Raw genomic sequence first — 11,744 nt, 5'->3', positions numbered from 1 at the left:
GAATGCTGTGGGTGAAAGCCTTCCATATTATTTCACTGGTGTGCTGGTTCGCCGGCATCTTCTATCTGCCCAGACTGTTCGTCTACCATGCGTCTTGCGAGGACGAGCCCGGCCGTGAGCGCTTCAAGGTCATGGAGCGGAAGCTGTACCGGGGCATTACCACACCTTCGATGATCGCAACCGTCGTCTTCGGTGTCTGGCTGATCAGTTACAATGCAACCGGCTATTTCAGCCAGGGCTGGATGCATGCGAAGCTGTTTCTGGTGGCCATTCTGATCATTTACCATTTTTACTGCGGGCACCTTGTAAAGGTCTTCCGGGACGACCAGAACACCAGAAGCCATGTGTTTTACCGCTGGTTCAATGAATTGCCGGTCCTGATCCTTCTGGCCGTCGTCATCCTGGCTGTTGTCAAACCGTTTTGAGGAGCTGAGTCATTAAACGCTATACCCGACCCCAGGTTCTGATTCTTTCCGGCCTCGACCCCTCCGGCGGCGCCGGCATCCAGGCCGACATTCAGGCAGTCACCTCGCTGGGCTGCCACCCCTTGCCCGTTCTGTCCTGCCTCACGGTTCAGGATACGCGCAACGTTTATGGCGCCGAGCCGGTCTCCGCCGAGCTGATTCGCCAGCAGCTCCGGTGCCTTGCTGACGATACCCCCATTCACGCCATCAAAACCGGCGCCCTGGGCAATGCGGCAGTGGTGGATGTGCTGGTGGATTTCATCCGTGAACACCCAGGCGTACCCGTGATTACCGATCCGGTGATCAAAGCTGCGGGTGGCGGCGACCTGGCCGATGACGAGCTGGTTAGCGCCATGAAAGAGAAGCTGTTTCCCCTGGCAGAAATGATTACGCCAAACGGTATTGAACTGGCGATGCTCGGGGGCAGCGATAACCCGGACCAGGCTGCCAACAACCTGTTGGAAAGCGGGTGCGAATCGGTATTGGCCACCGGCGGGCACGGCACCGGTGTTCACATTATCAACACCCTCTACAATCACGCACCTGACCCCATGCGATGGGAGGTCGAACGTATCGGCGGCGAGTACCATGGCACAGGCTGCACGCTGGCCGCGGCCATTGCGGCCGGAAGAGCCTCGGGCCTCTCTCCACGCGCGGCCATCTCGCAGGCCCAGAACTACGTCCATCGCGCCATACTCCACGCGTTGGACGTTGGCAAAGGCCAACCGGTACCGGATCGAGGGATTCTGTGGGAACGATGAGCAAGGGGCTTCGTCCGGGCCTCTACGCAATCACCGACAGCGTGCTCACGCCACCCGAAACACTGATCGAATCGGTCGAGGCAGCGCTTCGCGGTGGTGCCGTCATGGTACAATATCGCGAGAAACATGCGCCCATGGCGGTACGACTTGCCCAGGCAAATGACCTGCAAGCTGTTTGCCGGAATGCCGGTGTGCCGTTGCTGATCAACGACGACCCGGATCTGGCAAAACGTGTGGGCGCTGCCGGCGTCCATATGGGGCAAACCGACGGCTCACTGGCAGCTGCCCGCGCGCTTCTCGGCGAGGAGGCGATTATCGGCATAACGTGCCACGCCGATCTGGCTTTGGCGCGCACCGGGCTGGAAGCAGGCGCCGACTACCTGGCCTTCGGGCGCTTTTATACGTCTTCGACCAAACCCGGAGCACCGGCTGCAGCCCCAAGCGTGTTAACCGAAGCCAAGAGTTTCGGGCGCCCACTGACGGCCATTGGCGGCGTCACCGCAGAAAACGCAGAACCACTGATCCGCGCCGGGGCCGATATGCTTGCCGTGGTTGGTGGCCTGTTTGGCGGTACTGCCGACGAGATTGAGCTGCGAGCCAAAGCCTTCGAGCGCTTGTTCGCAAGCCATCACCCACTTTTTTCAATTCCCGAATAACAGGAGCCCAGATCCATGACGCACTCCGAAACCCTGTTCGAACAGGCTCAGAAATACATCCCCGGTGGCGTGAATTCTCCGGTCCGGGCGTTTCGCGGTGTCGGTGGTACGCCCATTTTCTTCAAGCACGCCCAGGGCGCCTACCTGTACGACGAAGACAACCAGCGCTACATCGATTACATCGGTTCCTGGGGCCCCATGATTCTTGGCCACGGTGACCAGCGCATCAAGGATGCCCTGCACGCTCAGGTCGATCTGGGCGTTGGCTATGGCGCACCCACAGCCCTCGAGACCGAAATGGCCAAGAAGGTTTGCGAACTGGTGCCCTCCATCGAACTGGTCCGCATGGTGAATTCAGGCACCGAGGCCACCATGAGCGCCGTTCGGCTCGCCCGCGGCTACACCGGTCGCGACAAGATTGTAAAATTCGAGGGCTGTTACCACGGCCACGTGGACTCACTGTTGGTAAAGGCCGGTTCCGGCGCTCTCACCCTCGGCGTGCCGAACTCCCCGGGCATTCCCGCCAGCCTGGCCGAGCACACCATTACGCTTACCTATAACGACATGGACAGTGTCCGAGAGTGCTTCCGGGAGATGGGCGACCAGATCGCCGCGATTATCGTTGAGCCAGTGGCAGGTAACATGAACTGCATCCCGCCGGTTCCGGGCTTTCTGGAAGGACTGCGGGAAGTCTGCGACGAACACGGCACTGTATTGATCTTCGACGAGGTAATGACCGGGTTCCGGGTTTCCCTCGGTGGTGCCCAGGGGCTCTACGGCGTTACCCCGGACCTCACAGCACTTGGCAAGGTGATCGGTGGCGGCCTTCCGGTTGGCGCCTTTGGCGGAAAGCGGGAAATCATGGAGCACATTTCGCCACTCGGCCCGGTCTATCAGGCAGGTACCCTGAGCGGCAATCCCCTGGCGATGTGTGCCGGCCTGACCACGCTGAATGCGATCTCCGAACCCGGCTTCCATGACCGGCTGACCGAGAAAACCAATGCCGTTCGCGATGGCCTGAAAGAAGCCGCCGATGCCTCCGGCATACCGCTGACCGTACAGAGTGCCGGCGCGATGTTCGGGTTCTTCTTCACCGAGGAAAATTCTGTCACCCGCTTTGACCAGGTAATGGCCTGTGATGTCGAGCGCTTCAAGAAGTTCTTCCAGGGCATGCTGAAGGAAGGTGTGTACCTCGCACCCTCGGCGTTTGAGGCCGGCTTCACCACGGCCGCGCTGTCAGAGCAGGACATCACCGACACCATCGCAGCGGCAAGAAAGGTCATGGCCACGCTCTGATCTTTCTGCTCATCTGACGGATGTTCCCGCAGGCGCAACATGTCCTGCGGGGCCATCCACGTGACAGGCATCACACTTCCACAGCGAACACACCTACCTGGCCTCTTGCGCCGTTGACTTCCCAGCCCTACTGATTAAATGTTGATCTAATCTCTACCGAGATGCTCTGACGGCACCAATCTAACAATGACAAGAACCAAGTCAGCGCACGGAAGCACTCGATCTGCAACCTTGCAGATGCAGTACGAGAAGACAGTCTCTGGAGCAACCCGTTAGGTTGAGCCGCAGTTTGAATAACAAACACAACATCAAACTGTAGGAACGACAATGAAACTCTGGATCCAAGCACTGGCCCTGGCCCTCACCGTGGCCTGGTCTGCCCCCTCTGCCGCCTGGTGGTGGGACTCTACTCCTTCAAACTACACAGATACCCGTTACCCGGTTGTACTGGTCCACGGTATGTTCGGCTTTGACTCCATTGCCGGCGTGGATTACTGGTACGGTGTTGCAGAAGATCTTCGTAAATACGGCGCCGATGTCTACACCACCCAGGTACCGGCCCTGGACAGCACCATCGCTCGCGGTGAAGCCCTGCTGCCGCAGGTGCAGGCCATTGCCGCAGTGCACGGCAAGGTCAATCTGATTGGCCACAGCCACGGTGGCCCCACGGCCCGTTACATTGCAAGGGTAAGGCCGGATCTGGTCGCCTCGGTGACGTCCGTTGGCTCACCCCATAAAGGGTCGCCGGTCGCCGACCTTATCTACGGTTCCCCGGCCGAAAGCCTCGCAGCTAGTCTGGGTAATGCGCTGGGTGGGCTGATCGACCTGCTGTCCGGTGGCGGTTACAACCAGGATCTGCGCTCGAGCCTGCAATCCCTCACCACCCAGGGCAGTGCCGAATTCAACAACTTTGCGCCGGCCGGCATTCCCACCACCGCCTGCGGTGAAGGTGCCTACTCGGCTAACGGCGTCCGCTTCTACTCCTGGGGTGGAACCGGGGTTCTGACCAACGTACTGGATCCCTCCGACGCGCTTCTAGGCACCACCAGCCTCGCTTTCGGATTCAGCCAGAATGACGGCCTGGTGGGCCGCTGCAGCAGCCGGTTTGGCAAGGTAATCCGGGACAATTACTTCATGAACCATCTGGACGAAGTGAATCAGGCCCTGGGACTGCACAGCCTGTTCGAGACGGACCCGAAAGCGGTTTTCAAACAACACGCCAATCGTTTAAGGAACGCCGGACTGTAATGGGTAGCCCGCCTTCTGGCTTTGCGTTGCAGAGCTAGAAGGCCCCTTCCAGGGTCAACATCAGCGTCTGGCGCTGATAATCATACTGCGAAAGGCTGCTCCTGTTATCCCGAACCAGCCACTCGCCACGGACCAGCCAACGGCTGTCCAGGTTTTTTTCTACCAGCAATCCGACTTCCAGACGGTTATCCTCCCTACGACCACTCTCACCCGAGGTGGAGACCACTTGGTGGGCATCCTGGTATCGACTATGGCGAACCGTGCCAGTCGTGCCAAGAACCAGGTCAGGATGCCAGCGGTAGCGACCGGCAAACTCCAAGGTGTGATGGGTAGGAGAAACACTGACAAACTCATCGGCAGTTTGCAGATCCCGCCGGTCATTGACTTCCAGCGAGTATTCACCGTCGAACCGCCAGCCCCTTAAGTACTTCCTTGCGTGAACGCGTGCCCGATACCATTGGCCGTCATAGGCTTCGAACCCGGAGCCACCATTCACCGTCGCCGCTGCCAGGGATATTCCACACTGGTCCGGGGCAAACCCTGGCAAACACGTCCTCCAACGATAAAAACCTTCAATACCATATCGGGTTTCAAGGGATTCATTGTCGAACCAGGATTTTACCAACGACACGAATGCACCACGCTCCCCGCCAACCCTGCTCTCGGACCAGCCCAGGCGTCCCTGTATGACCTGAGTATCGTATTCTTCGTGGGACGGGTGTTCACGAGAATAAACGGCTACGTCGAGAGTGATCCGGGATCGGGAATCGACCGGCCGTTCGTAGGTTCCAGCGGCCAGTGCTTCGAGAAAGCCTCCACCCTCGCTGGACACTGTATCCTCGGGCAAGCCTGCAATATTGGAATCGTAACCACCGGAAATGCCCAGATAGCCGCGAACGGGAGAGTCACTGGCCGACGCCGGAACTCCGCTATCGAGTTTATCCAGCTGGGTCAGGGCCAATGTCCGGATTTTGGCGGGGGCGCTCCCGGCCGAGGCCTGTTCGAACCAGTGACGGGCGTCCAGAGGTTTCTCCCTGGCAAGCGCAACCAGGCCGAGATTATAGCGCGCAAGAGCGCCATTGGAGCCGTCCAGCAATGTACGAAAGGCCGCTTCGGCGGCTGCATAATCGCCCAACTGATAACAAACAACACCGAGATTGTAGAAAAGAGAGGACGATTCCAGACCAGCATCAACAGCACTCTGAAAGTGCTGTTTGGCAACGTTCAGTTTACCTGCTTCGAAGGCTTCGACGCCGGCACGAAAATCCTCCATACCGACTTCTGCTTCAGCCGCCAGGAGAATCTCTGTGGGAAATAACAATAAACTCAGATACAGCGCGCGCCAAAATACCAGCAAACAGGTCTCTCCGGATTAATCCACGCAGCGGAGGACCGGTTACGTATCCGGCTTCAGCGATCCAGCCCTGGTGCATCCGGCAGCTCTGGGCGTTCCGGCCGCTCCGGCAACTCAGGCTTGCCCTCGATCAACTCCCGGGACTGCCTGGCTTTTTCAGACATGGACTCACCAAACTCGCGCCCCCTTTCTCGGGCCTCACTCGCCGCATCCAGACCCCGGGAGCCAGCATTGCCTGGATTCTCGGGGCTTTCGATAGCGCGGGGCAACTCAATTTCCCGCACCACGGAATCGGTGAGCTCTGCGTCGTCAGTTACCATACGCATGGTAACATCCAGATCCTCGTTGGCCAGCGCTGTTACCGGCATTAATAATCCGACCATCAGAAATCCGACCAGCTTGGCGCTCAATGCAAGTCTCTCTCTGATCATGATTCTGGATCCTCGGCGGTCTGCTGTGGGTAGTCTGGAATCGGGGCCCGGAACGTTTTCTGGCGATCTCCGGTCTCCAGTCGAGCCACCAGCTCGCCAGAACCCGGGAAAAGCAATTTCAACGGCAACGAAAGAACGTTCTCGCCCGCATCGAGGCTTACCTGCCAGCTAAGCTGGTGCTGCCCCGGCCAGGAGGCCACCTCGACATTGGGCGGCAGTTCCAGAGTCAGCGTTACATTTTCCAGGGCTTCGCCGGAATGGAAGGCCAGACGCACGGTTTTCTCAACCGGCTCGGCAATCCCTGTTGCGGACTCATCCGCGTCGCTTTGCGACAACGCGACGACAGGAGCATCTTCGTCAATAACGCTGCCCGGATTCAAAAAGATACCAAGGCCGATGCCCAGCGCCAGTGCCGCCGCGATGGCACCACCCAACGCCCTGTGACTCCATCCAGAACCAGAACTGACGGTTCCTCGGGCAGAGCTCAAAACACGGCTGTGAAAGTCCGGGGAAGGCAAAGGAACGCTGAATTGCTCCTGCAACTCCCGTTTCAGCGTACGCTCTGAGACAAGCCTCTTACTGCACGCCGGGCAGGCAGCAACATGCTTCTGCACCCGCTCACTGGCAGCGGCGGTAAGCTCATCATTAATGTAGGCGGGCAGGTTCACCCGGATTTCGTTGCAGGACATTGTCTTCACCTCACTCCCCCACACGTCCGGCCGGCTCGGTTGGTTCCAGCTCACGCTGCAATTTCTTTCGCAGCGCGGCCCGACAGCGATGCAACCGGGATTTTACGGTCCCCAGCGGTATATCGAGCACCTCCGCGATGTCCTCCTGGCGCCAACCATCCACGTCATGCAGCAACAGAAGGGTTCGCTGATCAGGAGTCAGGGTCATCATCACCCGTTCCAACGCTGGCCCCAGGCGAGATTGCTCCAGCTGCAGATCCGGGCCAACGCTGTCCGATTCCAGACTGTCCAGCCAGTCAGCCTGGCCCTCAGAGCCGATCAGCTCCGTCAACGGGCGATCACCCTGACGGTTCTTGCGCCGAACCTGGTCAATAAACTGCCTGTATACCACCCGGTTCAGCCAGGGCCGCAGCTGATCAACGCTTTCCAGCTCATCAAGCTTTGGGAATAGCTTGACCACAACATCCTGAACCAGATCCTCAGCATCCTGTTGTTGGCCGGCCAAACGGTAAGCAAACCGGTACATGGCGTCCAGATGAGGCTGCACCAAGGCGTCAAACCGCCGGGACTTGGAGGGCTTGAAAGGAAAGATTGCCAAAGCCGTTGTTTACCTGCGTGGGTTCATGCCAGCGGCGCAGTCTATATCAAGTTGCCGGGCCGATGCATTTGTCCGTTTCTCAAAGTGCTTCGCCAGTTCGATCTGCGTCATTAAGACACGTTAACAAAAAGTCTGGAACGATGCCGCTTGCCTGCTCGTGATAGGAGTGTTGGGTAGCGTTTCAAGCCGCTACGAAAATACAAATAAGCCTTGGAGGTTTATATGAAACGTTCGATCCGTCTTTTCACCGTGTCCGCTCTGGCTGCCGGAATTGCCGCGTGTGGCGGGGGTAGTGACGGCACTGGTACCACAGGTTCCACTGGCACGGTTTCGTTTGACGTGACTGACGCGCCTGCAATGGAGTTCTCTGACGTCACCGTCTCGTTCACAGGAATTTCGCTGAAGCCAGAGGATAGTGAATGGGTCGAGTTCAACTTTGATGAGCCAAAGACGTGGAACTTGTTAGAGCTTCAGGGTGGAATTAGTGAACCGCTCATTACCGAAGAAGAAGTACCCGCAGGCAATTACACTCAACTTCGGCTGCTGGTTAACACTGAAGAGTTGGCGTCGTACGTCGTGTTAAAAGATCAGCCAGACGTGAAAAAATCGCTGGCCGTTCCCTCCGGCACTCAGAGTGGCCTCAAGCTGAACGGTGATTTCGTGGTTGCTGCAGATACGCAAACAGATTTCACCATCGACTTCGATGTCCGGAAAGCCATCGTAAACCCTCAGGGCCAGTCGCTGGCAGATTACCTGCTGAAGCCATCACTTCGCTTGGTTAACAACCTGGAGGTTGGCTCGATCACTGGTGAAGTGGACTACGTTACTATTAATTCGACTCGGCTCAATAACGACGAACTCGCAAACTGCGCCGAAGACTACGCAGGCTCGGTTTACGTTTATCAGGGAGCGGACGTCGAGCCGACCGATATCAATGTGACCAGTGACGGCGTCCAGCCAATTATGGCTGTTCCCGTCACAGACGAAGATATTGATGGTATATACAACTACACCGCAGCATTCCTCGTAGAGGGCGACTACACCATCAGCTACAGCTGCCAACTCGACGACAACGAAGCTGATGATGAACTGGACTTCGAAGGCACTCAGAATGTCAGCGTTGTCGCTGACACTGAAACCGAGGCGGATCCAATCCCCCTGCCTCAGTAATGGCTGGATGAGTAGACTGCAAAGCCCCTGTTTTAACAGGGGCTTTTATTACAGGGCGGCCGCCCTCGCCTCCGCCTGATCGGCACCCGCTACATTCCCGCGAGCCCGGCGGATATCCGCCAGCAGCAACCATCCCGCTCGCTGCAGCCGGATATCACTGCCCGCCAGCGACAGCCCTTTCAGCGTGAACTGTTCGGCAGAGCCCAGCTGATTGCCAGCAACATAGGCTTCCGACAGCTTGAAATACACCTCGGCCGATCGGGGCGCAATCCGTTGTGCACGCTCAAGACGGGCGATGGCGCCGGATACGTTACCCTGGGCCAGCACCTGCTCGGCTTCACGCACCAGGCTCAGCGCAGCCGGCGAGAGGCCATCACCGGTTTCACGATAGCTTGGGGAACTGGAGCGGGAAGGCTCACCGGGTTCCTGCGCCGCCTCGGGCTGTTCACTCTTGCGCCAGACCGGGGCTTCGCTCTCCTCCGTGTCTGTGCTGGTTCTCGGTGGCTCGGGCGCCTCGGCGGGCTCACCACCAACGGGCACATAGATTCCACCGCCCGGCCCGGAGGCACAGCCGGCCAGTGACAGCAGTGCCGCCATCAGGGCGGCCCTGAATGAAAGTCGGTCAATCATTGAAACAGTCCTTCAAACCAGCCCCGGATCCGACGTTCCAGATTTCCGGAGCAGGAAATTGTTTGCGTGGGTTCACTGCCGGCAATGTAAGGCAACAGTCGTGCATTGTCACAGTATTCGTCCGTCAGTGCCTGCCGTTCTGAATTTACCCAGTGATAGTTGACACCGTCTGGCACCACGGGCGAAAAACCATGCTGGGGAACCTGAGCCATAAACCTCGACCACACCGGCAGGGCGCCACTGGCCCCAGTCAGCGATGTGGGGCCATTATCATCGCGCCCAACCCAGGCGACCGCAAGCAGATCGCCACTGAAGCCGGCAAACCAGGAATCCCGGCCATCGTCAGTGGTTCCTGTTTTGCCGGCGAGAGTGAGTTCCTGGGGAACGGTGTAGTAAGCCGAGCGTCCCGTGCCCTCCTGCATGGTTTCCTGCATGGCGTATTGCACCAGGTGCACCGCGGCAGGATCAGCCACCTGCTCAACCTCAAGACTGTAGCGGGATAACGCCTCACCGCCGGCATCCGTTACTTCCCGTATCGTGCGCAGCGGGGTATTGAAGCCCGAGGTCGCCAGCCCCTGGTATATCTGGGCGACCGTCACAGGGCTCATGGACACCGACCCCAGGAGCATGGATGGGTAACGGGAAATGGGTGTATCCACGCCAAAGGCGGTCAGAGTCTCCCGCACTACGTCCACGCCAATATCCAGCCCCACGCGAACGGCCGGCAGGTTGTAAGAACGAGACAGAGCCTTATGCAAAGGCACTTCACCCCGCTCCTCGCCATCGTAGTTCTTGGGTTGCCAACGTTTGCCGTCGTCGAACTCAAGAGTGAAGCTCTTGTCCAGCACCGGTGTGCTCAGGGTGTATCTTTCCGGTTCCTGCAAAGCAGACAGATAGATAAACGGCTTGATCAGAGATCCGATAGGGCGATTGGCATCCAGCGCCCGGTTGAATCCGGCGAATTGCGGATCCCGGCCACCGACAAGGGCCAGCACCTCGCCGGAATCCTTCGCGGTGACCACAAGTGTCGCCTCCAGGGCTTCCGAACTCTGGCCGCTGCCCAGCCTCGGGAGGGTCTCAGTTACCGCGTACTCTGCCGCATACTGGATAGCGGGGTTCAGAGTGGTGAAGATTCGCAGTCCTTCACTGCGCAGATCCTCTTCCTTGTAGTCACGGGCCAGGTGCCGCCGCACAAGGTCAATGTACGCGGGGTAGCGGTTTTCTGAGTAGGATGGGCGCTCACTGACCCCAAGGGGCAGGCCGCGGGCCCTCGCCGCTCGGCCCGGTTCAATCAGGCCCGCCTCTTCCATTTCGGAAATAACCAGATTCCGTCGCTCGGTTGCACGCTCGGGATGACGGCGCGGATTGTAATAACTGGGGCCTTTGACCATGCCCACCAGCAAAGCGATCTGGTGCACATCCAGATCTTTCAGTGATTCGCCAAAATAGAACTGGCTGGCCAGGCCGAAACCATGAATGCTGCGAGTGCCGGCCTGCCCGAGGTAAACCTCGTTCAGATAGGTTTCCAGGATGTCGTCTTTTTCATAGTGCAACTCCAGCAATACCGACATCAGGGCTTCATTGGCCTTTCTCACCAGTGTCTGCTCGCGAGTCAGGAAGAAGTTCTTCACCAGCTGCTGGGTCAAGGTGCTGCCACCCTGGACGATGCGCCCGGCCTGGATGTTGGCCAGCATGGCCCGGCCGATGGAGAGAGGCGCGATACCGAAATGGTCGTAGAAGTTGCGATCTTCCACCGCCATCAGTGTGGTGGGGAGCAGCGCCGGCACCTCGTCCAGCTGAACCAGCACCCGATCTTCCTTGTGGGCTGGATAAATACCGCCAATCTGCGCTGGTTCCAGCCGGACGATCGGGGCGCTTTCACCCTGAATCACCGAAAAACCCTGAACCCGATCGCCCGAGACCGACAAAGAGATCCGGCGCCGGGGCTCATCACCGTCCGGGAACGAGAAGCCCCGGGTACTGATGACGAAGCGATTGCCACTGCGCTGGTAACTACCCGCTTTCTCGCCGCCCCCTTTCCGGAAACCAGAGAGGCTCAGTTCTCGCTCGAGCGCGCTGGCACTGACACTGGCCCCATCGAAAAGCTCAAGCGGACGGGCATAGACGCGGGAAGGTACTTCAAAGCGCCGACCCTCAAAACGGGACGTTACAACGGCATCCAGATACACCATCCAGCCGGCCAGTAAAACGAGACCAATGGCACATAACCGGAACATGAAACGCCAGAACCACGGCCGACGGCCATTGTTCGAAGAACGCCTGGAGGGCTTTCGCTTGGGGCTAGGAGATGCTTTGGATTTTTTCATGGCGCGATTATAACGAAGGGAGCGGTGAGGAAGGCAGGCCATCCATGTGTTATTTCTGTAATCTGCCCGTTATGATAGGGCAAGAAAAATCAATGGGTTCAGGGAACGCGAGGAGAACAC

The 11,744-nt window shown here is 58.5% G+C and carries 12 protein-coding genes; 6 read left to right on the top strand and 6 right to left on the bottom strand.

The features are described from left to right. Nucleotides 1-2 precede the first annotated feature (2 nt). From hemJ to NUW46_RS03155, 5 genes are all read left to right on the top strand, one after another. Nucleotides 3-425, top strand: coding sequence for a protoporphyrinogen oxidase HemJ (gene hemJ, locus NUW46_RS03175; RefSeq protein ID WP_418141358.1), 423 nt, complete (start codon nt 3-5; stop codon nt 423-425). A 41-nt stretch (nt 426-466) separates the two neighbouring features. Beyond that, entirely contained in the window at nt 467-1,225 is a 759-nt protein-coding gene (gene thiD, locus NUW46_RS03170) for a bifunctional hydroxymethylpyrimidine kinase/phosphomethylpyrimidine kinase (protein WP_153634909.1), read from the top strand. Beyond that, a complete protein-coding gene (gene thiE, locus NUW46_RS03165; RefSeq protein WP_069184817.1) occupies nt 1,222-1,881 on the top strand; it encodes a thiamine phosphate synthase in 660 nt (219 codons plus the stop codon). Before thiD ends, thiE begins: the two co-directional genes overlap by 4 nt. A 15-nt stretch (nt 1,882-1,896) precedes the next feature. Then, the gene (gene hemL, locus NUW46_RS03160; RefSeq protein WP_349343846.1) at nt 1,897-3,177 is read left to right on the top strand and encodes a glutamate-1-semialdehyde 2,1-aminomutase; all 1,281 of its coding nucleotides are present in this window, start codon (nt 1,897-1,899) and stop codon (nt 3,175-3,177) included. Nucleotides 3,178-3,504: 327 nt separating this feature from the next. Further along, on the top strand, nt 3,505-4,425 hold the full coding sequence (locus tag NUW46_RS03155; RefSeq protein WP_064228558.1) for a lipase family alpha/beta hydrolase: 921 nt from the start codon (nt 3,505-3,507) through the stop codon (nt 4,423-4,425). A gap of 34 nt (nt 4,426-4,459) precedes the next feature. On the opposite strand, the gene NUW46_RS03150 is transcribed toward NUW46_RS03155, so the two are convergent. From NUW46_RS03150 to NUW46_RS03135, 4 genes are all read right to left on the bottom strand, one after another. Further along, the gene (locus NUW46_RS03150) at nt 4,460-5,698 is read right to left on the bottom strand and encodes a tetratricopeptide repeat protein (protein WP_418141357.1); all 1,239 of its coding nucleotides are present in this window, start codon (nt 5,696-5,698) and stop codon (nt 4,460-4,462) included. 137 nt (nt 5,699-5,835) lie between these two features. Continuing rightward, complete coding sequence (locus tag NUW46_RS03145; RefSeq protein WP_227549547.1) at nt 5,836-6,210, bottom strand: hypothetical protein; 375 nt, start codon at nt 6,208-6,210, stop codon at nt 5,836-5,838. Next, on the bottom strand, nt 6,207-6,899 hold the full coding sequence (locus NUW46_RS03140; protein ID WP_069184812.1) for an anti-sigma factor family protein: 693 nt from the start codon (nt 6,897-6,899) through the stop codon (nt 6,207-6,209). The genes NUW46_RS03145 and NUW46_RS03140 overlap by 4 nt, the downstream gene beginning before the upstream one ends. A 10-nt stretch (nt 6,900-6,909) precedes the next feature. After that, the gene (locus NUW46_RS03135) at nt 6,910-7,497 is read right to left on the bottom strand and encodes an RNA polymerase sigma factor (RefSeq protein ID WP_167352719.1); all 588 of its coding nucleotides are present in this window, start codon (nt 7,495-7,497) and stop codon (nt 6,910-6,912) included. A 222-nt stretch (nt 7,498-7,719) separates the two neighbouring features. Here NUW46_RS03135 and NUW46_RS03130 point away from each other — a divergent pair, with 222 nt between their 5' ends. Next, nucleotides 7,720-8,667, top strand: a complete 948-nt coding sequence (locus tag NUW46_RS03130; RefSeq protein WP_418141356.1) for a DUF4382 domain-containing protein — start codon at nt 7,720-7,722, stop codon at nt 8,665-8,667. Between the two features lie 48 nt (nt 8,668-8,715). On the opposite strand, the gene NUW46_RS03125 is transcribed toward NUW46_RS03130, so the two are convergent. Then, the gene (locus NUW46_RS03125) at nt 8,716-9,297 is read right to left on the bottom strand and encodes a tetratricopeptide repeat protein (RefSeq protein WP_418141355.1); all 582 of its coding nucleotides are present in this window, start codon (nt 9,295-9,297) and stop codon (nt 8,716-8,718) included. Next, nucleotides 9,294-11,534: a penicillin-binding protein 1B gene (mrcB, locus tag NUW46_RS03120; protein ID WP_305967285.1), complete on the bottom strand. Its 2,241-nt coding sequence runs from the start codon at nt 11,532-11,534 to the stop codon at nt 9,294-9,296. Before mrcB ends, NUW46_RS03125 begins: the two co-directional genes overlap by 4 nt. Between the last annotated feature and the right edge of the window lie 210 nt (nt 11,535-11,744).

The sequence above is a fragment of the Marinobacter sp. MA genome, assembly GCF_048298425.1.
Lineage (GTDB): Bacteria > Pseudomonadota > Gammaproteobacteria > Pseudomonadales > Oleiphilaceae > Marinobacter > Marinobacter salsuginis.
This window is presented reverse-complemented; position numbering and strand designations above follow the sequence as displayed.

Excerpts from the sequence above, each read along its gene's own strand:
- hemJ (WP_418141358.1), top strand. The coding sequence starts at position 3 with ATGCTGTGGGTGAAAGCCTTCCATATTATTTCACTGGTGTGCTGGTTC.
- thiE (WP_069184817.1), top strand. The coding sequence starts at position 1,222 with ATGAGCAAGGGGCTTCGTCCGGGCCTCTACGCAATCACCGACAGCGTG.
- hemL (WP_349343846.1), top strand. The coding sequence starts at position 1,897 with ATGACGCACTCCGAAACCCTGTTCGAACAGGCTCAGAAATACATCCCC.
- NUW46_RS03155 (WP_064228558.1), top strand. The coding sequence starts at position 3,505 with ATGAAACTCTGGATCCAAGCACTGGCCCTGGCCCTCACCGTGGCCTGG.
- NUW46_RS03150 (WP_418141357.1), bottom strand. The coding sequence starts at position 5,698 with ATGGAGGATTTTCGTGCCGGCGTCGAAGCCTTCGAAGCAGGTAAACTG.
- NUW46_RS03145 (WP_227549547.1), bottom strand. The coding sequence starts at position 6,210 with ATGATCAGAGAGAGACTTGCATTGAGCGCCAAGCTGGTCGGATTTCTG.
- NUW46_RS03140 (WP_069184812.1), bottom strand. The coding sequence starts at position 6,899 with ATGTCCTGCAACGAAATCCGGGTGAACCTGCCCGCCTACATTAATGAT.
- NUW46_RS03130 (WP_418141356.1), top strand. The coding sequence starts at position 7,720 with ATGAAACGTTCGATCCGTCTTTTCACCGTGTCCGCTCTGGCTGCCGGA.
- NUW46_RS03125 (WP_418141355.1), bottom strand. The coding sequence starts at position 9,297 with ATGATTGACCGACTTTCATTCAGGGCCGCCCTGATGGCGGCACTGCTG.
- mrcB (WP_305967285.1), bottom strand. The coding sequence starts at position 11,534 with ATGTTCCGGTTATGTGCCATTGGTCTCGTTTTACTGGCCGGCTGGATG.